20 protein-coding genes are annotated in these 26,908 nt (G+C 35.3%); 7 read left to right on the plus strand and 13 right to left on the minus strand.

The annotated features are described in order from the left end of the window. The first annotated feature begins 2 nt into the window (after positions 1 to 2). A complete protein-coding gene (locus tag I5168_RS10810; protein WP_042278654.1) occupies positions 3 to 254 on the plus strand; it encodes a hypothetical protein in 252 nt (83 codons plus the stop codon). Here the strand turns inward: I5168_RS10810 and I5168_RS10815 are convergent. Then, entirely contained in the window at positions 251 to 1,084 is an 834-nt protein-coding gene (locus I5168_RS10815; RefSeq protein WP_105018871.1) for a hypothetical protein, read from the minus strand. The two genes, I5168_RS10810 and I5168_RS10815, sit on opposite strands and share 4 nt — an antisense overlap. A gap of 174 nt (positions 1,085 to 1,258) precedes the next feature. Here I5168_RS10815 and gcvP point away from each other — a divergent pair, with 174 nt between their 5' ends. Beyond that, positions 1,259 to 4,096, plus strand: coding sequence for an aminomethyl-transferring glycine dehydrogenase (gcvP, locus tag I5168_RS10820; protein ID WP_431472769.1), 2,838 nt, complete (start codon positions 1,259 to 1,261; stop codon positions 4,094 to 4,096). A 74-nt stretch (positions 4,097 to 4,170) separates the two neighbouring features. On the opposite strand, the gene I5168_RS10825 is transcribed toward gcvP, so the two are convergent. The 4 genes from I5168_RS10825 to I5168_RS10840 all read right to left on the minus strand — a co-directional run bounded on the left by I5168_RS10825 (position 4,171) and on the right by I5168_RS10840 (position 7,619). Beyond that, positions 4,171 to 5,259, minus strand: coding sequence for a hypothetical protein (locus I5168_RS10825; protein ID WP_431471768.1), 1,089 nt, complete (start codon positions 5,257 to 5,259; stop codon positions 4,171 to 4,173). Continuing rightward, positions 5,237 to 6,277 (minus strand): cytochrome-c peroxidase, encoded by a 1,041-nt coding sequence (locus tag I5168_RS10830; protein ID WP_431471769.1) that lies wholly within the window; start codon positions 6,275 to 6,277, stop codon positions 5,237 to 5,239. The genes I5168_RS10825 and I5168_RS10830 overlap by 23 nt, the downstream gene beginning before the upstream one ends. A gap of 82 nt (positions 6,278 to 6,359) precedes the next feature. Next, positions 6,360 to 7,160: an MbnP family protein gene (locus I5168_RS10835; protein ID WP_105018867.1), complete on the minus strand. Its 801-nt coding sequence runs from the start codon at positions 7,158 to 7,160 to the stop codon at positions 6,360 to 6,362. Positions 7,161 to 7,337: 177 nt separating this feature from the next. Beyond that, entirely contained in the window at positions 7,338 to 7,619 is a 282-nt protein-coding gene (locus tag I5168_RS10840; protein WP_431471770.1) for a hypothetical protein, read from the minus strand. 387 nt (positions 7,620 to 8,006) lie between these two features. Here I5168_RS10840 and I5168_RS10845 point away from each other — a divergent pair, with 387 nt between their 5' ends. Then, entirely contained in the window at positions 8,007 to 9,065 is a 1,059-nt protein-coding gene (locus I5168_RS10845) for a 3-oxoacyl-ACP synthase III family protein (RefSeq protein ID WP_167341890.1), read from the plus strand. 119 nt (positions 9,066 to 9,184) lie between these two features. On the opposite strand, the gene I5168_RS10850 is transcribed toward I5168_RS10845, so the two are convergent. The 4 genes from I5168_RS10850 to I5168_RS10865 all read right to left on the minus strand — a co-directional run bounded on the left by I5168_RS10850 (position 9,185) and on the right by I5168_RS10865 (position 14,277). Then, positions 9,185 to 11,644 carry a M56 family metallopeptidase gene (locus tag I5168_RS10850; RefSeq protein WP_431471771.1) on the minus strand — a complete coding sequence of 820 codons (2,460 nt, stop codon included), beginning with the start codon at positions 11,642 to 11,644 and terminating at the stop codon, positions 9,185 to 9,187. A gap of 1 nt (position 11,645) precedes the next feature. Beyond that, positions 11,646 to 12,005: a BlaI/MecI/CopY family transcriptional regulator gene (locus tag I5168_RS10855; protein WP_105018864.1), complete on the minus strand. Its 360-nt coding sequence runs from the start codon at positions 12,003 to 12,005 to the stop codon at positions 11,646 to 11,648. 200 nt (positions 12,006 to 12,205) lie between these two features. Further along, on the minus strand, positions 12,206 to 12,769 hold the full coding sequence (locus I5168_RS10860; protein ID WP_308736866.1) for a nitroreductase family protein: 564 nt from the start codon (positions 12,767 to 12,769) through the stop codon (positions 12,206 to 12,208). 71 nt (positions 12,770 to 12,840) lie between these two features. Then, complete coding sequence (locus tag I5168_RS10865) at positions 12,841 to 14,277, minus strand: NADP-dependent isocitrate dehydrogenase (protein WP_105018863.1); 1,437 nt, start codon at positions 14,275 to 14,277, stop codon at positions 12,841 to 12,843. Between the two features lie 126 nt (positions 14,278 to 14,403). On the opposite strand from I5168_RS10865, the gene I5168_RS10870 reads away from it, so the two are divergent. Next, entirely contained in the window at positions 14,404 to 15,306 is a 903-nt protein-coding gene (locus I5168_RS10870) for an aldo/keto reductase (RefSeq protein ID WP_105018862.1), read from the plus strand. Between the two features lie 64 nt (positions 15,307 to 15,370). Here I5168_RS10870 and I5168_RS10875 read toward each other — a convergent pair whose 3' ends face one another. From I5168_RS10875 to I5168_RS10890, 4 genes are all read right to left on the minus strand, one after another. Next, positions 15,371 to 17,806 carry a zinc-dependent metalloprotease gene (locus I5168_RS10875; RefSeq protein ID WP_431471772.1) on the minus strand — a complete coding sequence of 812 codons (2,436 nt, stop codon included), beginning with the start codon at positions 17,804 to 17,806 and terminating at the stop codon, positions 15,371 to 15,373. Between the two features lie 94 nt (positions 17,807 to 17,900). Continuing rightward, positions 17,901 to 19,361: an aminoacyl-histidine dipeptidase gene (locus tag I5168_RS10880; RefSeq protein WP_105018860.1), complete on the minus strand. Its 1,461-nt coding sequence runs from the start codon at positions 19,359 to 19,361 to the stop codon at positions 17,901 to 17,903. 42 nt (positions 19,362 to 19,403) lie between these two features. After that, positions 19,404 to 20,069: a tRNA (5-methylaminomethyl-2-thiouridine)(34)-methyltransferase MnmD gene (mnmD, locus tag I5168_RS10885; RefSeq protein WP_105018859.1), complete on the minus strand. Its 666-nt coding sequence runs from the start codon at positions 20,067 to 20,069 to the stop codon at positions 19,404 to 19,406. Next, complete coding sequence (locus I5168_RS10890; RefSeq protein WP_105018858.1) at positions 20,069 to 20,626, minus strand: DUF4920 domain-containing protein; 558 nt, start codon at positions 20,624 to 20,626, stop codon at positions 20,069 to 20,071. Before I5168_RS10890 ends, mnmD begins: the two co-directional genes overlap by 1 nt. Before the next feature lie 91 nt (positions 20,627 to 20,717). Here I5168_RS10890 and I5168_RS10895 point away from each other — a divergent pair, with 91 nt between their 5' ends. The 3 genes from I5168_RS10895 (at position 20,718) to uvrB (ending at position 26,885) form a co-directional block, all read left to right on the plus strand. Next, positions 20,718 to 21,779, plus strand: a complete 1,062-nt coding sequence (locus I5168_RS10895; protein WP_167341881.1) for a branched-chain amino acid aminotransferase — start codon at positions 20,718 to 20,720, stop codon at positions 21,777 to 21,779. 75 nt (positions 21,780 to 21,854) lie between these two features. Beyond that, on the plus strand, positions 21,855 to 24,815 hold the full coding sequence (locus I5168_RS10900) for a T9SS type B sorting domain-containing protein (protein ID WP_431471773.1): 2,961 nt from the start codon (positions 21,855 to 21,857) through the stop codon (positions 24,813 to 24,815). Between the two features lie 72 nt (positions 24,816 to 24,887). After that, on the plus strand, positions 24,888 to 26,885 hold the full coding sequence (uvrB, locus tag I5168_RS10905) for an excinuclease ABC subunit UvrB (protein WP_431471774.1): 1,998 nt from the start codon (positions 24,888 to 24,890) through the stop codon (positions 26,883 to 26,885). Positions 26,886 to 26,908: the final 23 nt, after the last annotated feature.

The raw sequence follows: 26,908 nt of genomic DNA on the forward strand, positions 1-26,908 counted from the left end.
TCATGGGTAGAGTATTTATAAATTGTAACGATGCCGAAGTGTTGAGTACACGAGAGCAATACAATGATCTCAATAGTAAAGAACGTTTTAAACTTAAAATGCATCACTCCCATTGCTGGAGATGTAGATCCTTTAATAAAAAAAACTGCAAGTTTACTAGAACGTTAAACGGTTTGAACTGGATTAAATTAACCGCAGCCGAAAAGGCTAAAATTCGTTCTCGCATTAAGGATGCGATTGAAAGGAAACTTTAACAGCAAACTTTTAAAAGTAGCCAAATAATCGGTAATCCCTCAACGGCAAAGCTCACAAAATAGGAGCTTTTTATTTTGTCTGATAAATAAATAAAAAGCAATAATAAAACCGTAATAATTACTGTTACAGGCGTATTTGAACCAATAATGGGTTGATACATCAATTGCAAGACAAAAAAGAAAAAGGCACTTAGATACCCGATAATTTTAGTGTAACTAACTCCTATTTTTTGAGGTAATGTGATTAGATGTATTTTATCATCTTCAATATCTCTAATTTCAAAAGGTATACAGTAAGCTATCATAAAGCAAAGAAGAGTTATTCCAAGATACATATGATCTTCAAAATCCATGTAATTCAAATCACGAACAGTGTTTGTAAATCCGTGCGCGCTCCAAAAAAAACTCAACAACAATATCACCCAGCTTATTGCTACAACAGGAGTTTTTAAATAAACAAACTCTCTGATTTTCTTATTGAATAGCAAAGGAAACGCATAAACTAAGTTTAACAGTACTAGCAAAGCCACAATTAGCCAATACTCCGTTGTTTCAAAGGCTAATAAACTAAGAGCAATTAATATCAATAAGGAGCTCATGATTAATATAAAGCCTCGATATTTAAATGGTTTTCTGGCTAATATTAATGGGTAATATTTAGTCAGGTTATAACTAACGACAACTAGACAAAATTGCATAATGTAAAACGGCCAATCGACAAAAGGCTCTAGATAAGGTAATGTGATAACCATAGACAAGGTTACAAAGCAAATTGCCACATGTAAACTCGTTCTTATGTAGAACTCCAACCCTTTTTTTATTAGCATCATAAAACAAAGGTAATAGCAGTGGTTAATAACCTATTAAAAAGCGTGAATAAAAAGAGGTAATAATTAACTAACCTCTGTTAGTTTAAACTACTTAATCGACTACTTTTGCATAAAAATAAAGCGGCTACCCTTAAAAACAAGTTGCTATTTAATAACATAGACCACATAAGCACTATGAATACAGATCGTTTTGCCCTTAGACACATTGGGCCACGCAAGAAAGATCTTAACACCATGCTAGATACCATTGGTGTTTCCTCAATCGACGAGCTCATTTATCAAACCGTTCCAGATGGAATTAAATTGAAAAAAGAACTGGAATTAGATCCAGCGATGAGCGAGTACGAGTACCTAAATCATATCCAAGAAATAGGTAATAAAAACAAACAATTTAAGACCTACATCGGTTTAGGATACAACGCCGCTATTACACCTGCCGTAATTCAACGTAATATACTTGAAAATCCAGGTTGGTATACAGCTTACACACCTTACCAAGCAGAAATTGCACAAGGTCGTCTAGAGGCATTGCTCAATTACCAGACCATGATCACCGATCTTACTGGTATGGAATTGGCAAACGCCTCGTTATTAGATGAATCTACTGCTGCTGCCGAGGCGATGACCTTACTTTTTGCAGTTCGTGAACGCGCACAGAAAAAAGAAGGAGTGGTGAAATTCTTTGTTGACGAGGACACCTTGCCACAAACCAAAGAATTATTAAAAACACGTGCTATTCCTTTAGGAATTGAGCTTGTTGAAGGTAACCCTAAGGAGATGGATATGTCCAACGGTTATTATGCCGTACTACTTCAGTATCCTGGTGCAAGTGGTAAAGTGGTTGATTATACTCAATTTGCTCAAGCTTGTAAAGAAAATGACATAAAAATAGCAGTAGCTGCAGACATACTTTCACTAGTAATGTTAGAAGCTCCTGGTAATTGGGGTGCCGATGTTGTTGTAGGTACTACACAACGTTTTGGTATTCCATTAGGATATGGTGGTCCTCATGCTGCCTATTTTGCAACTAAGGAAACGTATAAACGTCAAATACCTGGTAGAATTATAGGTGTAACTCGCGACATGGATGGTAAGCGTGCCTTGCGTATGGCTTTACAAACTCGTGAGCAACACATTAAAAGAGACAAAGCAACTTCTAATATTTGTACTGCTCAGGTTCTACTAGCAGTAATGGCTGGAATGTACGGTGTTTACCACGGTCCTAAGGGATTAAAATACATTGCTAGTAAAGTACATAACACAGCTGCTACCCTAGCCGATGCTGTTGAAAAACTAGGTATTTATCAAGAAAACGAACAATATTTTGATACTTTATCTTTTAAAGCTGATGCAGCCAAGGTGCGCGAACAAGCTTTAGCATTAGAAATTAACTTCTATTATCCAGATGAAGAAACAGTCCAAGTTTCTATAAACGAGACTACTTCCATAAAAGATCTAAACGATATTGTTTCCGCTTTCGCGAAAGCGTACTCAAAAGAAGCAACGGTAATCACTAATCTATTGGATCAAAACAATGTAGGTGTAAAACGTGAAAGCGAATTCATGACCTATGACGTATTCAATAGTTATCACAGTGAGACTGAATTGATGCGTTATATTAAAAAATTAGAGCGTAAGGATCTGGCATTAAATCACTCGATGATTTCTTTAGGTTCTTGTACGATGAAATTGAACGCAGCAGCCGAAATGTTACCACTTTCAGATCCTCAATGGGGTAATATTCACCCTTTTGTTCCTGCAGATCAGGCTCAAGGATATCTAGAAATGTTGACAAAGCTTGAGGAACAATTGAATGAAGTTACTGGATTTGCAGGTACCTCATTGCAACCTAATTCTGGTGCGCAAGGAGAATTTGCAGGACTTATGGCTATTAGGGCCTATCATGAGTCTCGTGGTGATAGCCACCGTAATATTTGTTTAATTCCATCTAGTGCACATGGAACCAATCCTGCAAGTGCTGTTATGGCAGGAATGAAGGTAGTTGTTACAAAAGCACTAGAAAATGGTAACATAGATGTTGATGATTTAAGAGCCAAGGCGATTGAATATAAAGACAACCTGTCTGCTCTTATGGTTACTTATCCATCGACTCACGGTGTTTATGAGAGTGCGATTAAGGAGATAACTGGAATCATTCATGAAAATGGTGGTCAGGTTTATATGGATGGTGCAAACATGAATGCTCAAGTAGGTCTTACTAACCCAGGAAATATAGGCGCTGATGTTTGTCACCTTAACCTACACAAAACATTTGCCATACCTCACGGTGGTGGTGGACCTGGTGTAGGCCCTATTTGTGTTGCAAAGCAACTAGTACCATTCTTACCTACAAATCCTGTAGTACCTACAGGTGGCGATCAAGCGATTACTCCTATTAGTGCTGCGCCATATGGAAGTGCGCTAGCTTGTGTAATTTCTTATGGTTATATATGCATGCTAGGTGCTGCTGGTTTAAAGCGATCTACTGAATATGCTATAGTTAATGCTAATTATATAAAAGAACGTTTAGACGGGAGTTTTGAATGTTTATATGTAGGTGAAAGAGGTCGTGCCGCTCACGAAATGATCATTGACTGTAGACCATTTAAAGAAAATGGAATAGAAGTAACTGATATCGCCAAACGTTTGATGGATTATGGTTTCCACGCTCCTACTGTGTCATTCCCAGTAAATGGAACCATGATGATCGAACCAACAGAATCGGAAAGTAAGGAAGAGATTGATCGTTTTTGCGATGCTATGATTTCCATAAGAAAGGAAATTGAAGAGGCTACTAAGGAAGAGCCTAATAATGTTCTTAAAAATGCACCGCATACCTTACAAATGATAACCAGTGATGACTGGAATTTTCCTTACACTAGGAAAAAAGCTGCTTATCCACTGGAATGGGTAAGTGACAATAAATTCTGGCCTACAGTACGTCGCGCCGATGATGCTTATGGTGACAGAAATTTAATGTGTACTTGTGCTCCTATGGAAGAGTACTTGTAAACTTTTAAAATCAATCATAAAAAAACCGAATCAACTAGAATTGATTCGGTTTTTTGTTTTGCGAAATTTCAGCTTTATTGCCACAAAACATTTAAATAAATACTTACTCGTTGTTGAGATTCAACATTTCCTGCAAACAATTCTTGAGCCACAGGCAAGGTATAACTCGCTCCCAAGTTGAATCGATCAAAATTAAACTCAGCACCTAGAGTTCCATTGAATACATAACCGTCAGTATCCTTAATCTCTTCATCAAATTGTCTAATACTACCATATAAATCTGTAGAAATACCTAGGTATGGATTTAATGACGCTTTCGCGAAAGCGATATTATAAAAAACATTGCTCGATGCACTTAATTGATTTCCAAATCGATACTCATTTTTATTTTCAGACTTTAAATAATAGGTTCCCTGTGTTTTTATTCCCCATTTTTTGGCAGAGTAATTATGCATTACACTGATTAAAAAATCGGTACTACCGGTACCTACTTGAAAACCTGGATTTACACGATCTACAAGCTGTTCTTCAAATTTACCAGTAGGTAATTTAATTCCTAGCCCATACTGGAATTGATGACCGGATGGATCTTTGTTTTCAAAGACTACGTTATATCCTTCTGGACGTTTATAAAGCACATGTTTATACCATCCTATTATTGTGATATCTCCTACTCCATTGATATTTTCATTTCCATTAACTCGTTTTCTACTTAAATCCTGATACGGAATAACAGCATTTAATGCGATTTTCTTACTAATGGGAATATTGGCCCAAGCTTGATAAGTGTAAAATTGCTCCTCACTGGATGGAGAATTATTAAATATGCCATCTTTTGATTCAAAGTTTTGGTAAATGAACCTAATGCCAACAAAATTTAAATTTTGTAACGTCCCAAATCCCGAACTACCACTTGAGGTTGTACAACTACAAAGGTCACAAAGCAATTTTGAAGGTGAGTCAATTTTTACAGTGCGAGTAAAAGAATTTAAATGGTACTCTTCACGGTCTGATTCAAAAGACTCTTGTAAATCATTAAGTATAAGTTTGCTGTCTTGAAAATCAATATCGTATTGATTTAAATTTTGACTGTAACTGAAAGACCACAATAAAAAAGCAATTGAGCAAATTAGATAGGTTTTAATATTCTGAAAATTGATCATCGTTTAAAAAAGTTGGATCGGTTAAGGTTTTCAAGAAAGCAATTAAACTTTCCTTTTCTTGTTCTGTAAGATCAATTCCTAAAGAATTATCTGGTTTTACTAGTGATGAATCTATGGTGCCTGTATCAACCATACCCGTGTCATAAAAGTCTAAAACCGCCTTTAATGTAGAAAATCTACCATCGTGCATGTAGGGTGCTGTGACTTCTACATTTCTCAAGCTGGGCACTTTAAACTTATAAAGATCTTCCTGCCTTTCTAATACAAGAAATCTTCCTTTATCGTCAAGTCTACTATTGATACTTAAACCATTATTACGATAGGATTGATCAGTAAATAAAGCTCCTGCATGACAACTAGCGCACTTTTGATTAAACACTTGTTCTCCCTGAGATTCTAATGGGTTAAATACTGGTCCTTCACCTCGTTTTACTTGGTCATATATTGAATTTGACGATACCATAGTGAGCATGAACTGTGACAATGCTTGCAACATATTTGCTGTATTTATTTCACCATCTTCAAAGGATTGTTTAAAGAGATGTGGATAGTCAGAATCTGCTTTAAGTTTTTCGATTACATTTTCCAAAGTTTCATCCATCTCAATAGGATTTGTTATTGGAATAATAGGTTGAAGATCTAAGTGACTTGCTGCACCATCCCAGCCAAACTCCTTTTGAAAAGCTAAGTTTTGTAATGGTGGAGTGTTCCTAAAACCTATGTTACCATTCACACCATGACTAAGTGTATGACCGTGATGCGTAAAAGCAAACTCTTGTTCATGACAAAAAGCGCAAGCTATAGCGTTGTTAGAGGATAATCTACCATCGAAAAAAAGCTTTTTGCCTAGCGCAATCCCTTGTTCTGTCAAAGGATTGTTATTCAAATCATATTCCATGGAAGGAAAATTACTTGGAATACTGAAATCTACGGGAGTAGGTTCATATCCCAAGTCCTCTTCGCTTTGACAACTTAGTATCAATAGATAGATACATGTAATTGTAAAAAGTCTATACATAACTTAAAAAATTGAACAAATCACTGATACAGAATATTCTTTTTATAGGGAAGAATTTCAATATCAGTGATTATAAGAACTATTAATTGTTATGAACGTGGTGTACACTGAAGCTTTCAGAAAAATTTTGAGCTATAATAGGTGTCTCTACTTCGTTTGTGTGCACTTGATTGTAACCATCGGCGAAAGAAACTGTGGTAGACCCTTCAAAAATTTTCATAATATCAGCAATCACGTGAATTTCGGCAATACTATTTTCACGTACTCGTGATGTATTTGGTAAGTCTAATGTAATTTCTCTATAATTATCTAATGAGGTTCCCACACTACCCATGTGAATATTTAGAGCTTGGTCTGCTGCATTAGAATCGGTATAAGTTCCGTCTAATCTAATAAACTTATATCCAGTTGCCCAGCTCCACATCATTCCAGCGTCATCTGCTTGTTGTAAAAAATTACCTTGACCTGCCGCACCTAGCGTATAACGATCTTGGTCAACACCTATTCCAAATTTAATTTGAGTGTAATTTCCTGCATCAATATCATTAAGTGTAATGTTGAATTCACCTGCATTGTTAGCTTGAGATTCATCTACAATAAAAATATTATCTATTGCTGGAATAGTACTCTCGTTTCCATTTTCATCTAACAACACTATGTTACTAATGATGTATTTAAGAGTTTGAACTTGAAAAGTATCTCCATTTGACAATGAGTAAGTGTTATTAAATAGGAAGTCATTGCTTCCCACAGCATTGTCAAATTTAATCGTGATATCACCTTGCTGGCCTTCTAGTTGATCACCGGTAGAATCATCATCAGTAGAGCATGAGGTCAGAATTAACGTAAGAGCGATTGTTGAAAATATATGATTTAGTTTCATTTTATTTAATAGTATAATGGTGCGTTGGATTATTTTGAATAATTCAAAATATCCAACCTAGTTGTGATCCATCATGTCGATTAATAATGAGATCACGGATAATTATGATTTTATATGAATTGATATAAGCCAATGCTAATAGAATAATAATAGCATAAGCTTTTTTACGGAGAGCCGTTAAACGATTGGTGGTTTAAACAGGTCGTGTTTATAACTAGATAGTAAGAGCTGTTCTTTACTTACAATCAATTCTTGCTTGTAATGAAATGCTTTAGAAAAATTAAAATCAATATTGTTCTGTTGATAATACACGGGATAAAAAGCCACTAATGCACCTACTTGTAATTGTTCCTTTTCATAGTTAGCCTCTGCCAGCATCATTTGCTGTGCTAAATAACATTTTCCATCACACTGTAGTTGGGGACGATCTTTATTAACACAATATTCGTCTATGATCATCTAAATTAGTTGCGTAATACGTCCATTGACCTAAGTAGAAAACAGGCCTTACCGCAAGAGCAAATAACAAAGAAAAAACGATAAGATTTTTCAAGATCGATGTTTGCTGCAAATTTAAATGGGAAGTATAAAATAGGCGATAAATTTCAAGATAATTTTGAATTAAAGTTGATTAACTAATAAAACATCCTGAAGGTATAAAATCTCATAAAAATGCCTTTTCAAGTGTTATTACTATTCATTGCATTGTATTATTCATAGAATAATCTACAATTATCTTAAATATTCTCAATAGTTAAGAAAGACTTAAAAATTTAAGAGTGATAGATTAGGAAAACACAAGTTTAATGACTTTTTTTACGATGAATTGAAGATATTAATGCCTTTATGAGAGCAAAAATAACAGGAGTAGGAAGTTACATTCCGGAAGTAGTAACTAAAAATGAGGACTTTTTAAATCATGAATTCTTAAATAATGACGGTAGCTCATTTGGTAGTGACAATGAAGTAATTATTGAAAAATTTGTAGCCATTACTGGTATTGAAGAACGACGCTACCTTACACCTGAACAACTTACAAGTGATATAGGCGCTATTGCTGCTAGAAATGCTATTGTAGACGCTAATTGTAACCAAGAAGAGATTGATTTTATTATCGTAGCTCATAATTACGGAGATGTTAAACCAGATGGCGGTTCCAGCGATATGGTTCCTAGTCTGGCTAGCCGAATAAAAAACAAGTTAGGAATAAAAAATCCTCAATGTGTCGCTTATGATGTACTCTTTGGGTGTCCTGGTTGGGTTTTAGGTTTAAGCCAAGCAGATAGTTTTATAAAATCTGGACTAGCTAAACGTGTACTTGTTATCGGTGCCGAAGCACTTTCAAGGGTAGTTGATCCACACGATAGAGATTCTATGATTTACTCTGATGGTGCTGGTGCCGCTATTGTAGAACCTAGCATGGATGAACACGGTATATTAGGTCAGGCTACCGCTACTTATACGGAAGAAGAAACCTATTTCATTTTTAATGAAACTTCTTACAATAAAGAAATAGAAGACAAAACACAATACATAAAAATGTATGGAAGACGCATCTATAATTTTGCTCTTTCAAAAGTGCCAGATGGAATGAAAGCCGCAATGGATCAAGCTGGAGTTGATATTAAAGATTTAAAGAAAATTTTCATTCACCAAGCTAATGAAAAAATGGATGAAGCTATTGTGCAGCGTTTTTATAAACTTTATGATATGGAAGTTCCTAAAGATATCATGCCTATGATTATTCACAAGCTTGGAAATAGCTCAGTCGCTACAGTACCTACTGTCATGGATCTTGTTGTCCATGATAAAATGCCAGAACACAAAGTTGAAAAAGGTGACGTGGTCATGTTTGCCAGTGTAGGTGCAGGAATGAATATAAACGCTATTGTATATCGCTATTAAATCTTGACTAAGTTTACTCTTAATAAGTCAAGATTGTAAAATTCTAGTAAAAGATTAAACGCTATGATAAAAAAAGCCTGCTTGTTATTGCAGGCTTTTTTTATTTTTCTGATAACCTATCAATTTTGAATGATGCTTACTCTAAGTTGACTGTTTACCTCTTTAAATACAACTTGTTTAATTCCAGCATCTGATTGTGATGTGTATTGATTACCGTCAATTTCAAATTTTAATTTACGTAAAATACCATCTCTTACTCTATGTGTTTTAATATTTAAAACATGACCTTTTTCAGATAGTATCTCTCCTAATTTGATAAGGGAATCTTTATTCTCAGGATCATTGACTTGATAAATATTTTCAACATTCTCATCAATCACTTCTTCAATTTCATAATAACGTGATCCAGCCTTTAGTGAATCTCTCTTGGCTAATAAGATTTGTCTTCTTGCCTCTAGTTCTGATCTTTTCGCTTCTCTCAACAATTCCACTTCTTTTCTTTTCTCCACAGCTTTTTCACGCATAACTTCTCTGCGTTTTTCTAGTTCTTCTCGTTTAGCTTCGGATTTTTCACGTAATAATTCTCGTCGCTCCTCGTATTGAGCTCGCTTTTCCTCCATTAATTGCTCTCTTTCACGCATATACTCCTCACGCTTTTCTATAGCCTTACGTCTTACTTTATATCTAGTAGAATCATTATCAATTATAATTTCCTCTTCTACAAGAGTTCTAAGATCTTCTGGTTTACTAACCACAACAATTACTCCATTTGCACCTTTATCTCCATATCTACTTGTTGCATTACCATCTTTAAGAACTGTAACGGTTTGTATGGCATTAGGATGTAATCGTAATACTTTAGCTTCTTCCACCTCTTTACCATTTAAAATAAAAAGAGGTTTAGCATCACTATTCCATCTGTATGAACTACGATACGTCATAGGTTGGGATGCATCAACTCTTAATGTATCCATATCAATATCGAGCTCTTCAATAATTATGGGTTGTGCATATTGAAAGCTGTTCCCCATATTTACTAGACTGTCTAAATCTTTAAATTGGATATTCATTGTTGCCATTAAAGAATCTAATTTTATCGAATTTTCTCCCATTTCAATCTGAGCAAAAATTGAATCAAGATTCACCGTTTTTACATTAGACAAAGCGTTCAATAACAGAGAATCTTTAAAAGTTCCATTGAAGATATAAGGCTTCATTACACTATCAGTACTGAATGCGTAAAACTTATTTCCAGGACCAGATTGTATTATTCTTTGTGAAACTTGTGCATCACATTTACCTATTGACCAATCACTTGTTGTGTCATCAAAAACGCCGTCTATACAGATATCGGCTAGACCATTGGTGCTTTCATATTGCTGTTCAATGACAGAACCCTTGTTGTTATCAATTGAAAGTGCCAGTTTTATAATTTTCCCATTCTTCTTTTTGAACTTTTTGATTTTAAGATCTACATTGTACTTCTTTTTAAGATTTTCTGCTTGTTTTTCAAGAGATTCTCGAGTACTGGAACTTACAATCCTTAAATTAACTCGTTCCTTTAACCTGAATATGGGATCTATTGCTTCTATAACAGGCTGTGCTGTTTGTAAATTAGAGTTACCTGGTGCAGTTGAAGATTCATAATCTTTTGATGCCTTTTCAGTAGGAATCATTTTTTCAACTGGACTATTTAAATACTCAACTTTAGTAACCGTATTGAAACTGTAAAGGAAAAGAATGATTACCGGTAATATAAGAGCATACTTATAGGCACTCCATTTCTTTGAAGCTTCTTTTTGTAACATTATGATTCGTTGTTTAATAAAAGGGGTTACAAAATTATTTGCAAGCGCTGGTTGTTGTTGTAATACTACTGCATTAACTAATGTTCTAGCATAGCTCATATTACCTTCTTGTACAGCAGCCGCTTTGGCATCGGCAATGAACTCTAAATTTTGAGCCACCTGTTTTTTCAAAAACCACGATAATGGATTGATCCAAAATAAAGCGCAATATATATGTGTTATAATCACATCTATACTATGCCATTCCTTGGCGTGTACTTTTTCGTGTCTTAGAATATGTGCAAACTGTTCAGACTTCTCGTCACCATTATGAAATCCTATTTTATTAAAAAAGCTGAATGCAGTAAGCTTTCGCGAAAGCGATACTAACACTACTCCATCTTCCTTTCTACTCGTACCGCCGTTTAAGAGTCGTTGAACGCTCATAATTTCTATACTTAATTTACCCAAAAAGAATAATACGACAGCTAGATAAGCATAAATAAAAAGTTCCATCCAGTTATAAGTAGTAACTTCTGGAGTAACCGTATTCATCATTGCTGCATCAGAAAAATAGATCACATTATTTGTAGTGGTGACAGGTAATTGTTCCATGTATACAACCTCTGTAAACTCAACAAAAGGTAGAACGATGCTAGCAACTATTCCAACAAGTAAAAAAACTCTGTTGGCTTGAAAAAAAGTTAACTTTCTTAATATGAAGTGATATCCCAAAACGAATACAGCTAGAACTGCTGTACTTTTCCAAAGGTATTCTACAAGTGTTTCCATGCTATTTGTCTTTAGATTCAATCATATTTAATATTTCTCTTAATTCCTTGGCCGATATTTTCTTCTCATCGGCAAAGAAAGAAACCACATTCTTATATGAATTATTGAAATAATCGGTAATCGCTGTAGTCACGTATTTATTGCGATAGTCTTCCTTTTGAACTATTGGAAAATACCTGTGTGTTTTACCAAAGGCCTCGTGAGATACAAATCCCTTATCCTCTAGTTTACGCACAATGGTAGATACGGTATTATAATGATTGGTTCCAAACAGGTGTGGTACCACTTCTTTTACAAAAGCCTTCTCTAGCTTCCATAAAACCTGCATAATTTCTTCTTCTTTAGCTGTTAGTTTTTCCATTTATGATGTTTTAAGGGCGTTACCTCGAGTGATCACTCGAGGTCAGGCTATCGTTGTTACATGGTAACACCACTCTATCCTTAACGCATTACAAACGTATAACTATTTTTTTAGTTTTCAAACTATTTTTATAGTTATAAAACTAAATTGTTAGTTTAAATAATTTAAACAATGAACTAAATACTTGAATTTCAATAAATTTACATATCAATAAAAGTGGCTATTTCTTCTATAGTTTTTCTTGTTGCATTATAATCAAACCCCTTTTTATCATAATTTCCAATGTAGAAAAAACCTAAAAATCGTTCGTTCTCATGTGTTGTTATACCTTCAAAATTCTTCATGTCAACAAAGGATTTAGGACTACTCCAGTAGGCACCATAACCCAATTCATGAGTCATTAACCACATATTTTGTACACTCATGGAAGTTGCTGCTACTTCTTCCCATTCTGGAACTGATTCTTTTTCATCCCTGTGCATAAAAATTAAAATAACCGCTGCAGCTTTACTAGGATTTTCTCTTAACTTTTTAAGCTTGATTTTCTTGTGGCCTGGGGTTTCTTCATAGGCATCTCCAAGGTACGTACCTAGCCTATCTAGCGCTTTACCGGTAAGAACCTTATATCTCCATGGTTCAGTTTTACGATGGTTAGGAGCCCATCTTGCTGCATCTATAATAGAAAGGAGATCCTGTTTCTCTATAGTACCTTCAATATATTGCGCAGGGAAAATACTGCGTCTCGTTTTTATAATTTCGTTCATAATATTACATATAAAATGCCAACAGTAAATGTAAAGTACTGTTGGCATTAAGTTGTATAATCTATATTAAATTACTGTCCTTGTCCTAGAGAAAAAGCTCGTTCTCCATCAAATGAGTACAGATTTTCTGTTTTAATTACATCTACCTTTTTGTCAATCGCTTCATTAAGCAATGCAACAATTTCTTGATTTGTCATGGCTCTACCACCATCGGGCATAAATCTACATCGCCAGTGTTGTGTACAAAATGTTTCATCAAATCCATTAGGCCATACTTTCACTCCACGATTTGTAATCATTTGTAATTTGACATCTTCCTTTTCAATACTACGCAAGAGCTCTCCTACGAAATTAGGGTTTTTATTTTCACAATCTACAAACAGATCAACACCTAGTAACTCTTTCTTTTGAGCTGCACGCTCCTTTACATGAGGCAGCTTAAACGGCTCTTTTGCATTATACCTCACTTTAGTTAATTGTTGTGGTTCCTTTCCCATATTAGCAATTACTGCGTGAGCAAACTCTTCTGTATTGACTTTACTACTACTTATATCCTCTTTAAATATATCTGCAGTATGAATACCTTGTTCTAAGGTAAGTAACCAAGCGTTATGAATAGATTGTGCTGCTTCATTTTCTCCTATATGATTAAGCATCATGATTGCTCCACGCAACAAACCAGAAGGATTTGCAATTTTTTGCCCTGCAATATCTGGAGCACTACCGTGAATGGCCTCAAACATAGCTACGCTTTCACCTATGTTGGCACTACCTGCCATTCCTACAGAACCAGTAATTTGTGCCGCAATATCACTTATGATATCACCGTATAAATTAGGCATCACTATTACGTCAAAATGCTCTGGTGAATCAGCAACCTTAGCTGCACCTATATCAACGATCCAATGTTCTTTTTCTATATCTGGGTACTCCTGTGCTACTTCATTATATATTTTATGGAACAAACCATCAGTTTGTTTCATAATATTGTCTTTTGAAAAACAAGTTACCTTTTTACGGTTGTTGTATCTCGCATACTCAAATGCGTACCTTATGATTTTTTCACAACCTGGGCGACTTATTAATTTAAGACATTGAACAACATCTGGAGTTTGTTGGTGTTCAATCCCTGCGTATAAATCTTCTTCATTTTCTCTTACAATAACTACATCCATATCAGGATGTTTTGTTGTAACATATGGATGTAGGCTGGCACACGGTCTTACATTTGCATAAAGTCCCAAAGTTTTTCTCATAGTTACGTTCAAACTTTTGTAACCACCACCTTGAGGTGTAGTAATAGGTGCTTTAAGTAAAACCCTGTTACGTCGTATACTTTCCCAAGCTTCAGGAGTAATTCCAGATGTGTTACCTGATAAGTATACTTCTTTACCTAATTGTACTTCTTCAAATTTAACTGCGGCACCGGATGCCTTTATGATAGCCAATGTAGCATTCATAATTTCTGGACCTATTCCATCACCTTTTGCTATTGAAATTGTTTTCATGAATTTTTGTTTGTACAAAGGTTGCAAATAGTTTTCATATATTTTTATTTATGTTTTTAATGACTAATATAATTTTTATTTATGTATTTATCTACTTACAATATCCATCTTTGCAAAAAATAGAATATGTCATTGAGTGAGAATAAATCGTATTACCCATTGTCCCAATTTGCTTTGGGAATGTGGAGATTAGGCGACTGGAATTTACCTAATCAGGAACTGCTTACCTATATTAAGCAAGCAATTGACCTAGGTGTTACCACCATGGACCATGCTGATATTTATGGTAATTATGAATGTGAAGAAATATTTGCCCAAGCAATATCTCTAGACCCATCAATAAGACACAAAATGCAGCTTGTGACTAAATGTGGTATAAAACTTAGGTCAGATAAATTTCCTAATCGTCAAGTGAAGTATTACGACTATTCAAAAAAGTATATTATTAATCAAGTAGAGACTTCCTTAAAAAATTTGAAGACCGATTATATCGATGCTCTATTATTACACAGGCCATCTCCCTTTTTTGATCATGCTGAAGTTGCAGAAACATTTAGCCAATTAAAAAAAGATGGTAAAGTAAAGTACTTTGGGGTTTCTAATTTTACACTTAATCAGTTTAAAAGCTTACAAGAACATTGTGAAGAACCCTTAATTACAAATCAAATTGAAATATCTCCTTATGCCCTCGAGCATTTTGAAAATGAGAATATTGATTATTTGACCAGTGCTGGAATACGTCCTATGGCTTGGTCTCCATTAGCTGGTGGATCTTTACTACATCCTGAAACTGATAAAGGAAAACGAGTTCTTAATGCAATCCAAGAAGTCAGTACAGAGCTAGGAAACATACCCTTTGATCAAGTTATTTTTGCATGGATTCTAGCACATCCTTCTCAAATTATCCCAGTTATAGGAACTGGTAAATACGAACGTTTACAAAGTGCGGTAAAAAGTAAAAAAGTTAAATTATCCCTAGAGCAGTGGTTTAAAATTTACGTTGCTTCTTTGGGAGACGATGTACCGTAAAAAAAAATAAACCTACCTGATGAGCACCATCAGGTAGGTTCTTACTATTGCTGTTCTATTATTCTTACTTTGGATCGAGCGTTCTCTCAATTCTAGCAATTAAATCTTCATAGTGAAAACTTACCACCTTATTTGAAGTACGCGCATTATTCCTTCTTGCTATTTTTTTAATTTCATTAAGTTGACCTCTTACAATTGAAGGTACATCGCTTTGGGTAACATTAAAGCTAGCACGAGGTTTTTCATTTGTCATAAGCTCAATTAAACGATCTACATAGGCTTTTTGCAAGTTACGTTCATATACATCTGGTTGTATATTTTTAAATATCCCGTTGTTCAAATCTTGCATCAACTCCACTACAGAGTAGGCACTATCATCCATTGCTTTTGCATCAATCATTCTACCCAAGCGATCGTAAGACAGTAGGCTTGACAGATATCTAGATTGTAATGATCTCACTCTATCTGTATATCCCGATTCATTTATATTTTTAAGAATCTCAGGTCGAACTAACCACTCTGGTGTTTCAAACACATTTTCAATCAACCACTGTACTGACTGTTCTTGTGTTTTTGAATCTACAGGTTCATAAACAGTACCATCTTGAGAAGGAGTTTTTAGATTTTCATAAACGCCACCAACATTTGTAACAACGTGACCTACATATCTAGAAAACACACCTAAAAGTTCTCTATACAATTCATCTAAATCGTCGTAATTATTAGTGTCATTGGAAGTCCACTGTGGTAAGTTTTTGGCAACAATTTTTAAGTTTTCAACTCCATAACTACTTGCCTTTACAGGATTATTACCAATAGCTTCAGTTTGAGATTGAGGATCAAAACGACTGCTTTGTCTTCCGAATTTATATTTAGGATCATTTGCTTTTTCTAAAATCCATTGATTCAGTACCTCTTTTTCATCTTCTGGAGTATTGGAGTTAGGGATTACTCTATAACCCCAATTGACAGCATAATGATCGTAAGGACCCATTTGGCGTACAAATCTTATGTTTTTGTCTCCAGGTTGAGCAATGTAATTATAACGGGCATAATCCATAAGACTTGCCGCAATTCCATTTGCTTGTGTAAAGTCTCCGTCTCTATAACTTTCGACATCATAGGCGTAACTCGCCGCCATATTGTGTGGAAATCCTAACGCGTGACCTACCTCATGGGCAATTACTTGTCTCATCATCTCACCTATCTCTTCAGCAGGCGTATCTAATGTTCTTGCACTAGGATTTGCCGCACCTGTTTCAAGTAAATAACGGTTTCTATAAGATCTTAAATGGTTATGATACCAGATAATATCACTTTCAATAATTTCACCACTACGAGGATCACTCACACTAGGACCTACAGCATTACGAGTAGTACTTGCCACGTATCTAACCACAGAATATCTTATATCTTCTGGACTAAACTCAGGATCTTCTTCTATGCTAGGAGCCTCCTTTGCTATGATAGCATTTTTAAACCCTGCAGTTTCAAATGGTTTCTGCCAGTCTTCAATACCTTGTTTTATGTATTTCTTCAAAGATTCTGGGGTACCAGGATCAAGGTAATAAACAATTGGTTTTACAGGTTCTACCAATTCACCTCTTGCATACGCTTCAGGATCTTTAGGCTCTAGCCTCCATCTTCTTATATAAGATTTTTCATCGGCTTTTAATTTAGGAGAACTGTAATCAATTTGATTAACCGTGAAGAAACCAACTCTAGGATCATACAATCTAGGTGTCATAGGTTTTTCAGGTAACAATATCATAGATTGATTCATCTGTAAACTTATGGAACCTACAGATGAATTTGAAGGTGCGTCACTAGCTGTATAAGTCATATCCTGCACAACCTCAACATTTAAAGGATAAGCAGCTACACGATTAATGAAACTGCGTGATTTATCCAGACTTCTTACCTTATACTGTTTGCGTAGTCTGGAATTCAAACCACTTATTGCAGGTATATCGTTGCTTAAAAATTTGGTAACATCAATTACTACACCCGTAGAATCGGCATTAATAGCTTCTATATCAAAAGCGTACATAATAGGTTCATAATTATTAACCTTAACACTATTGGATATAGCCGCTGTAGAGTCTAATGTAACGGCATCATAAGATTTGACTTTAAGTAATATTTTATCCTTAAATCGCTCCCATGAAACTAATTGTTGGTTGGTTTTACTACCAGCATTTAAATATCCACCACCCAAATTTGCAGGTATTTGTGCAATACGGGTAACCCATAACATATCTTTACCTAATAGGGAATCTGGTAACTCATAAAAATATTCATCCTCATTTTGATGAACTTTAAAAAGACCGTCGTCTGTTTTAGTTTTACCCGTTATAAGTTTACTATAAGGTTTAAACTTTGAGCTGGTTTTATTTGATGCTTCGGATTTTGTTGCTTTGGAACTCACCTTTTTTGGTGCAGAACAAGCAATAATTCCTAAAACCAAAAAAATAGAAAGAATTTTAGTACTGATTTTCATGTAAGTAATTATTAATGCCAAGCAAAATAAAACCTGGCATTAATAATCCTTCTTAAAACCTACTTAAAGTATTAATCTAGCTGTAGGTGCTCTTTTATTTCATTGGAACATTATTAAGGATTTCTAAATAAAAATCCCAAAATTTTTGAACACTAGAAATCTCAACGTGTTCATCTGGACTGTGAGCGCCTCTAATATTTGGACCAAAAGATATCATGTCCAAACCTGGATAACGTTCACCTAAAATTCCACATTCTAATCCTGCATGACAAGCGACTACTCTAGGTGATTCATTGAATAGTTCCTTATACTTATTTTCCGCGATTTCTAAAATTGCACTATCACGATTTGGTTCCCAACCAGGATAGTCACCAGATAATTCAACACTGATTCCAGCTAACTGCATTACAGCACTTATTGAAGATGCTAGATCTGTTTTGGAACTTTCAACAGATGATCTAGTTAAACAAGCTATCTCCAATTGTCCATCATGTAATTTTACTCGAGCCAAGTTGTTTGAAGTTTCTACAAGACCTTCAATATCTGGACTCATTCTGTAAACACCATTATGAATTCCTAGTAAAACGTGTATTACCTCACGACTGTCAGAAGCATTAAGATGACCTAAACTAGAATTCGTCAATTCCCACGAAATATTTAAATTTTCTTCTAAGGATTTATACTCATTTATTATGGCTTGCTTGCATTTCTCAAAGGTAAATTGCATGTTCTGTAGTTCGCTTTCGCGAAAGCGTAATTCTACAACAGCCTCACGTGGAATAGCATTTCTCAAACTACCACCTTGAATAGAAACAATATGAATATCTGATTTCTTTTGTAGCGCATCCAATAGTCTGGTAGCCATTTTATTTGCGTTACCTAAACCTTTAATGATATCCATACCGCTGTGGCCACCGTTAAGACCTTTCACAGTAATCGTAACCGTAGAATAAGTATCTTCTGGATTACTAGTATCGTACTGTTTTTTACCAGTGATATCTACTCCACCAGCACATCCTATATCAATTTCATCATCTTCTTCAGTATCTAGGTTTAGAAGTATAGTTGATTTAAGAATATTTTTATCCAATTCTTTGGCACCGGTCATACCTGTTTCCTCATCAATCGTAAACAAAGCTTCAATCGCTGGATGCTCAATATCAGTTGAGGATAAAACAGCCATGATTGCAGCCACGCCTATTCCATTGTCGGCACCTAGAGTTGTTCCATTTGCCTTAATAATATCACCATCGACAATCATTTCAATACCTTGGGTATCAAAATCAAATTGAGTGTCGTTGTTTTTTTGGTGTACCATATCTAGATGAGATTGTAAAATCACACTTTTACGGTTCTCCATTCCTGCAGTTGCAGGCTTTTTTATAATTACATTACCTACAGCGTCCTCTATAACTTGTAGATTTAATTCATTACCGAATTTCACCATAAAGGCTCTTACACGTTCCTCTTTTTTAGAAGGTCTAGGAACTGCGTTCAAATCGGCAAAGTGATTCCAAAGTGACTTAGGTTCTTGATTTCTTACTTCGTTACTCATATCTTTTTAATAGTGACTAGACAGGCTAGTCTTTTAAATTACCTATAATTTTGTCGCTCGCAACATTTCTCTTTTACCTGGTGGACCAGGAAGACGTTCTACGTTAAAACCAACTTCTTGCATATTGCGTCTAGCCTGACCTTGAGCACAATAAGTAGTGAGTACACCACCATTTTTTAGGCTATCAAACGCTTTTTGAAAAATGGGTCTGGTCCAAAGTTCTGGTTGTGTTCTAGGTCCAAAAGCATCAAAATATATAAGATCAAACTGGTTGTCGAATTTGACCTCTTCAAATTTCATTTGCTTTTTAATTATACTAAATGTAGAAGTTAACTGCTTGTCAATTTCCCAATCCATCTCATGCAATGCTTCATAAAAGATTTGATCTTTCAGTAAGCTTCCATAATCCATAGCTAGGACCTCATCGGCACTTACTGGGTATGCTTCCATTGCGGTATAATGAATTCTAGTAGTACTCGCATGTTGCTTGGTTAAAATAGCATTAAGACCGGTACCAAAACCATATTCTAGAATATTAACGCTGCCTTTATCAGATTGTAATGACTCTTGTAAAGGCTGTAAACCCATCTTTATAAAAACATGAAGCGCCTCTTGCAAGGCGCCATGTTTAGAATGATATTGCTCGTTAAGATCTGGCATGTGAATGGTTTTGGAACCATCGCCAGTGATCATGATTTCTCTTTTCATTATTCGCTTGCGCTTTCTTCTGCAGGCATTTCAACATCTGGGTTTTCAAACTCTTCCACAAGAGCACCATCAGCTATAAAAGTATAGCTTGTTTCAGGTTCATTGATCTTTTCTATTTCCTCTTGAGATTTTCCAGCATCTTCTGCATAGTGACGAAGAGTTTCTACGTCAGTGATTGATTTATATACTTTACCTTCAAATACCACTTCTTTTCCTTTACCGTTTTTAGGTAGAAAAAATCCATAGTCCTTAAACATCACACGTGTTGTATCGCTACCAACTGCCATTTTAACCCAACATCCTTTTTTTGGACATACATCAAGAATCTCACTTTTTACCTTTACTTGGATTGTGTCTGAGTCAGTTAAGGTTTGATATTTCTCGAATAATTCTGCTGTTGAAATAGCATTTTCTGCAGTAATTTTTGATCCATAGCTCATATAAGCCATTTCTTCAACTTGTTCATCATTTACTGCAGGCATGTCAGTTTCTTTTTGAGTTTCTTTACAGCCGATTATTGAGAAAATGATAAAAAATAAAGGTAAATAGGTTTTCATTTGTTTATATTTTCCACAAAATTAGTAATTCGTTGGGATTTATTCAATGATACTATCCGTTATCTTTGCAAAAAATTAATAAAAATAACCCATGACCGATACCAACGAAATCGTTATAGATAGAGTTTCGGAATCTAGATTAGCATCAACGAATTTTGATGATCTAGTTTTCGGAAAAACTTTTACAGACCACATGCTTGAATGCAACTGGCGCGATGGAAAATGGGAAACAACACATATCAAACCATACGGACCAATTCAAGTAGAACCTAGTTGTAAAGTATTTCATTATGGACAGGCCATTTTTGAAGGTATGAAAGCCTACAAAGATGAAGCTGGTGATGTTTTCCTTTTTAGACCAGAAGACAACTGGAAACGTTTTAATGAAAGTGCCAAAAGACTTGCAATGCCTGAAGTACCTTATGAGGTATTTGTAGAAGGATTAAAAACATTAGTAAATTTAGATAAAGGATGGGTAAAATATGGAGAAGGACTTTCTTTGTATTTAAGACCATTTATGATAGCTAGTGAAAACGGAGTAGCGGCAGCTCCTTCTACCGAGTATAAATTTATGATCGTTATGTCTCCTGCTTTTGCGTATTACCGTGGTGAAGTAAGAGTTATTATAGCCAATCAATTTTCACGTGCAGCAGATGGTGGTGTAGGATATGCAAAAGCTGCAGGTAATTATGCTGCCAGTTTTTACCCAAATAACCTGGCGATGGAAGAAGGTTATCAACAAATAATTTGGACTGATGCTGCCTCGCACGAGTACATTGAAGAAGCAGGAACAATGAACATCTTTGTGCGCATAGGCGATAAACTTTTAACTGCTCCTAATAATGACAGAATATTAAATGGAGTAACAAGAAGAAGTGTTATTCAAATGGCCAAAGATCACGGTATAGAAGTAGAAGAAAGAAGAATACGAGTTTCAGAAATTAAAGAAGCTGCGCAAAACGGTGAATTAAAGGAAATTTTTGGAAGTGGTACGGCTGCAGTAATTGTACCTATTAAAGGTTTCAAACACGAAGATTTTAAATATGAATTACCTGTAATTGAAAACGATTATGCGACTAATATTAAAGCCGCATTGATGGATATTCAATATAATCGTACGGAAGATAAACACGGGTGGAGAGTTAAAATTTAAAAGTACTTTTTACCTTATACACATGTAATGCCTTCAATAATTTGAAGGCATTTTTTATTAGCGTATTTTTAAAGTATGAAAAAGCTACTTTTTTTGATACTTTTTTTTGCTTGCTTCATTAATGCACAAAATCAGGCTAATTGGTGGTTTTTTGGTTCCAATGCTGGTTTAGATTTCAATAGTGGTTCTCCTGTTGCAAATGACCTAGGGCAATTAGATACTACGGAAGGTTGCGCAACCATAAGTGACGCTTGTGGAAATTTATTATTCTATACAGACGGAATAACAATCTGGAATCGCAATCATCAAGTCATGCTCAATGGTTCTGGACTACTAGGTGACCCCAGCAGTACACAATCTGGAATAATTATTCCAATGCCCGAGAATGAAAACCTCTATTACATCTTTACTGTTGGTGATTTTAATCCTGTTACAGGTTTAAATTATAGTGTTGTAGATATGCTATTAGATAATGGATTAGGAGCTGTTATTCCATCTCAAAAAAACATCAATTTGTTACCTGATTCTTCTGAAAAAGTTACAGCAAGTGTCCACAGTAATGGTCGAGATGCTTGGATAATTTCCTATGCCGAATCAAATTTTAATACCGGTATTTTTGATTCATTTTATGCTTTTAAGTTAACTCCGCAAGGATTAGATAACAATGTGATTGTAAGTAACAGTCCTTCAACTAGAGTTGAAGATAGACGTGGATATTTAAAAATTGCTCCTGATGGCAGTAAAATAGCCTTAATGAATCAATTTTTACCTAATGGAACACCTGCCAACAATCTGGGGACAGGTGCATTTATTTTTGACTTTGACACTACTAACGGTAGTGTTACCAATCCCACCGAACTTAGTTTTCCTTCTAATCTATTGGCTTATGGTGGTGAATTTAGTTTGGACTCTAGGTTATTCTATTTGGATTTGAATACAGCTCAAAATGGTGTGTTTGGTGAACGCACGCTACTTCAATACGATACAACTTCACCTAATTACCAATCAAATCCTATTACTATATATCAAACAGATCCTTTGGACTCAACCGATGATGTTTCTAGAGGTGCTTTGCAAATTGGTCCAGATGGTAAAATTTACTATTCAAATGATTTAAAAAACTATTTAAGCGTAATTGATCAACCTAACAACATAGGAGCAAGTGCTGCATTTATTCTTAATGGAGTAAGCCTTGCTCCTGGTACCAATGTAAATGAAGGATTACCACCCTTTTATAATGCTTTTTTTACACCACGTTTTTCTTTTGTAGAAGGCTGTAGTGGCAATCCTACCCAATTCACAGCAGATGCTTTGGCAACTTGTCCAAACACTACATTGCTGTGGGATTTTGGTGATACAACTAGCAGTACTAATACTAGTACTGTAATAAATCCGACCCATACATTTGTAAGCCCAGGAGATTACCAAGTAAGTTTAACAATAACAACGCCTCTTGAAACTTTTACAATAATTGATACCATTACTGTAGTGAACCAACCCAATGCAGGTGCAATTAATGATATAATTGTGTGCGATGACCTCTCAAATGATGGTTTAGCTACAATAGACTTCTCCCTGGTATCGCAACAAGTGCTTCAAAATAATACATCCAATAATCTTGAAATCTCTTTACATTACAACCTTTTTGAAGCTCAGCAAGATTTTAACTCTATTGCGCCAAATACTCAATTAACTGCAGGCACCTATTATGTAAGATTAGACAACTTAAACTCTAACGGCTGTTATGATGTAACAAGTTTTGAATTTAATGTAGTTCATTCGCTAATTGCAAATCCTATTCAAACACAATACACATGTGATATAGGAAATGATGGAATCGAGACAATAGATTTCACTCAAGCCGCTAGTGAGATATTAGGATCCCAAAATCCCATAGATTTTGATGTCAGTTTTTACTCATCAAATAATGATGCTCAAAATAGGATTAATGAGCTTCCTTATTTTCATATACTTAATGCAACAAACTCATCTTTCTATGCCCGCATAGAAAATAGGGATTTCACTTCTTGCTTTGAAATTATATCCTTTGACTTCGAGCTTATTGAAGAACCACAAATACCATTTATAAATGATTACGAGGTTTGTGATGATAACTCTAGAGATGGAATTGAAATTTTTGATTTAACCGCTATTCGTGATCAAATTTTGAGTAGTATTGCTTCTAACTGGGATGTAAGTTTTCATCCTGATCAAGCTAGCGCTGTAAGTAATAGTAACGCGTTACCAGATAACTATCAAAACACACAAGCAATTGAACAAATTTATATACGATTAGCAAACAACGGTCCAATAACCTGTATAGATACACAACCATTTACTATTGTCGTAAACGAAAAACCCGTTATTACAGTAACAGATCCAGTTGTAACCTGTCCAGACGATGAAGTAACCTTAACAGCCAGCAACAATTTTGATTCCTATTTATGGAATAATGGTGAAACCACTCGCAGTATAACCACTACTCTACCAGGAATCTATTCGGTAACAGGAATTGATAATAATGGATGTACCGATAGTATTTCAACCAGTATAGCTCATTACGATCTTACCCAACTAGAATCCATAGAAATTGAGCAATTCACAATACGTTCCAATAGCATCAAGATCGATGTAACAGGAGATGGACCGTGGCAATACAGTATAGATAATTTTATATTTCAGGACAGTCCAGTTTTTACGAATTTGTTACCTGGATTTTATACGATTACAGTACGCTCTCAAACTAACTGTAATACATTAACAGTTCCTGCAACCATTGTAGCTGCTCCACCTTACTTCACTCCAAATGAAGATGGTTTTCACGACTATTGGCAAGTAACCGCGATTGAAACGGAGCCAGATGCAAGTATTTACATCTTTGACCGGTTTGGTAAACTGCTCAAACAATTGGATCCACTAGGTGTAGGATGGGACGGCACTTATAATAACAATCCTATGCCTAGTACAGATTATTGGTACTTAGTTGAACTGGCAGATGGACGCTCCTTTAAAGGTCATTTTTCACTCATCAGATAATTACATTTTTGTTAGGATTATTTTAATTACGCTTTCGCGAAAGCGTACTCATAAAAATCTTAGTTTTACATTATGGACTTCAAAATAGTATCAGACTTTTCTCCAACTGGAGATCAACCACAAGCCATTAAAAAATTGGCTGACGGAATTAATTCAGGAGAACGATATCAAACCCTACTAGGTGTTACAGGAAGTGGAAAAACATTTACTGCTGCAAACGTGGTGGAAAAAACTCAACGCCCTACCCTAGTTTTGTGTCATAATAAAACACTCGCTGCTCAATTATACTCAGAATTCAAAGCTTTTTTTCCTGACAATGCTGTAGAATACTTTGTTTCCTATTATGATTATTACCAGCCTGAGGCTTTTATACCTACGAGTGGTACTTATATTGAGAAGGACTTATCTATCAACGAGGAGATTGAAAAAATGCGATTGAGCACTACCTCATCTTTACTATCAGGAAGGAGAGATATAATTGTTGTAGCATCGGTATCTTGTTTGTATGGTATAGGTAATCCCGTAGAGTTCCAAAAAAATGTAATCAGATTAAAACAAGATCAAGAAATTCCTAGAACCAAGCTATTACAAATGCTGGTACAAAGTTTATACTCTCGTACTACTGCCGATTTTAATCGTGGGAATTTCAGGGTAAAAGGTGATACGCTAGATGTCTTCCCTAGTTATGCAGACACTGCGTTTAGAATTCATTTTTTCGGAGATGAAATTGAAGAAATCGAGAGATTTGATCCGGTAAATGGAAATGTTTTAGAGAAATTCAATCAGATAACTATTTATCCAGCTAATATGTTTGTGACATCACCTGATGTACTACAAAATGCTATTCATCAAATTCAAGAAGATCTAGTTAAACAAGTTGACTATTTTAAAGAAATAGGTAAGCCTCTTGAAGCTAAACGTTTACAGGAACGCACAGAATTTGACCTTGAAATGATCAGAGAATTAGGTTATTGCTCGGGTATCGAAAATTACAGTCGTTATTTAGATGGTCGATTACCAGGAACTAGACCCTTTTGTTTACTAGATTATTTCCCAGACGATTATTTGATGATTATTGACGAAAGCCATGTAAGTGTACCGCAAGTAGGCGCTATGTATGGTGGTGATAGGTCTAGAAAAGAAAACCTAGTTGATTATGGTTTTAGACTACCAGCGGCAATGGACAACAGACCTTTGAAATTTGAAGAGTTTGAAGCTCTTCAAAATCAAGTATTATATGTAAGTGCGACACCTGCTGATTATGAACTTGAAAAAACCGAAGGAATTTATGTAGAGCAAATCATAAGACCTACGGGATTATTAGATCCAATAATCGAAGTGCGTCCTAGTCAAAATCAAATAGATGATCTTGTCGAGGAAATTCGACTGAGAGAAGAACGTGATGAACGTGTACTGGTTACTACTCTTACAAAACGAATGGCAGAAGAATTGACAAAGTATCTCACTCGTATACGTGTGCGATGTCGCTATATTCACAGTGATGTCGACACGCTAGAACGTGTAGAGATAATGAGCGATTTAAGAAGAGGTCTATTTGATGTGTTGATTGGTGTAAACCTATTAAGAGAAGGATTAGATTTACCAGAAGTATCATTAGTTGCTATACTTGATGCTGATAAAGAAGGGTTTTTAAGAAACAATCGATCTTTAACACAAACTATTGGTCGTGCTGCTCGTAATGTAAATGGTCTAGCCATCCTATATGCGGACAAAATCACGGATAGCATGCAAAAAACTATTGATGAAACGGAATATAGACGTAGCAAGCAAATTGCCTATAACGAAGAAAATGACCTAACTCCAACTGCAATCAAAAAATCATTGGACAATACTATTGCTCGTAAAAATGCTGCTAGCTATGCCATTGAAGAAGTGCTCACTCAACAAGCAGCTGAAGAGGAAGCTGAATACTTATCAAAAGAGCAATTAGACAAAAAAGTAAGAGATACACGCAAGGCGATGGAGAAAGCTGCCAAAGAATTGGACTTCATGGAAGCAGCTAGATTACGAGACCAACTTAAGATGTATCAAGAAAAAGCAAGTTCTTAACTTACTGATAGCTATATATTAAC

Source organism: Nonlabens sp. SCSIO 43208, from assembly GCF_050703575.1.
GTDB classification, from domain to species: domain Bacteria; phylum Bacteroidota; class Bacteroidia; order Flavobacteriales; family Flavobacteriaceae; genus Nonlabens; species Nonlabens tegetincola.

Coding starts and splice junctions, on each gene's coding strand:
- uvrB (WP_431471774.1), top strand. CDS start 24,888: ATGGACTTCAAAATAGTATCAGACTTTTCTCCAACTGGAGATCAACCA.
- I5168_RS10815 (WP_105018871.1), bottom strand. CDS start 1,084: ATGATGCTAATAAAAAAAGGGTTGGAGTTCTACATAAGAACGAGTTTA.
- I5168_RS10900 (WP_431471773.1), top strand. CDS start 21,855: ATGAAAAAGCTACTTTTTTTGATACTTTTTTTTGCTTGCTTCATTAAT.
- I5168_RS10835 (WP_105018867.1), bottom strand. CDS start 7,160: ATGAAACTAAATCATATATTTTCAACAATCGCTCTTACGTTAATTCTG.
- I5168_RS10890 (WP_105018858.1), bottom strand. CDS start 20,626: ATGAAAACCTATTTACCTTTATTTTTTATCATTTTCTCAATAATCGGC.
- gcvP (WP_431472769.1), top strand. CDS start 1,259: ATGAATACAGATCGTTTTGCCCTTAGACACATTGGGCCACGCAAGAAA.
- mnmD (WP_105018859.1), bottom strand. CDS start 20,069: ATGAAAAGAGAAATCATGATCACTGGCGATGGTTCCAAAACCATTCAC.
- I5168_RS10880 (WP_105018860.1), bottom strand. CDS start 19,361: ATGAGTAACGAAGTAAGAAATCAAGAACCTAAGTCACTTTGGAATCAC.
- I5168_RS10865 (WP_105018863.1), bottom strand. CDS start 14,277: ATGAAAACAATTTCAATAGCAAAAGGTGATGGAATAGGTCCAGAAATT.
- I5168_RS10855 (WP_105018864.1), bottom strand. CDS start 12,005: ATGGAAAAACTAACAGCTAAAGAAGAAGAAATTATGCAGGTTTTATGG.
- I5168_RS10895 (WP_167341881.1), top strand. CDS start 20,718: ATGACCGATACCAACGAAATCGTTATAGATAGAGTTTCGGAATCTAGA.
- I5168_RS10870 (WP_105018862.1), top strand. CDS start 14,404: ATGTCATTGAGTGAGAATAAATCGTATTACCCATTGTCCCAATTTGCT.
- I5168_RS10830 (WP_431471769.1), bottom strand. CDS start 6,277: ATGTATAGACTTTTTACAATTACATGTATCTATCTATTGATACTAAGT.
- I5168_RS10860 (WP_308736866.1), bottom strand. CDS start 12,769: ATGAACGAAATTATAAAAACGAGACGCAGTATTTTCCCTGCGCAATAT.
- I5168_RS10825 (WP_431471768.1), bottom strand. CDS start 5,259: ATGATCAATTTTCAGAATATTAAAACCTATCTAATTTGCTCAATTGCT.
- I5168_RS10875 (WP_431471772.1), bottom strand. CDS start 17,806: ATGAAAATCAGTACTAAAATTCTTTCTATTTTTTTGGTTTTAGGAATT.
- I5168_RS10810 (WP_042278654.1), top strand. CDS start 3: ATGGGTAGAGTATTTATAAATTGTAACGATGCCGAAGTGTTGAGTACA.
- I5168_RS10845 (WP_167341890.1), top strand. CDS start 8,007: ATGAGAGCAAAAATAACAGGAGTAGGAAGTTACATTCCGGAAGTAGTA.
- I5168_RS10840 (WP_431471770.1), bottom strand. CDS start 7,619: ATGATCATAGACGAATATTGTGTTAATAAAGATCGTCCCCAACTACAG.
- I5168_RS10850 (WP_431471771.1), bottom strand. CDS start 11,644: ATGGAAACACTTGTAGAATACCTTTGGAAAAGTACAGCAGTTCTAGCT.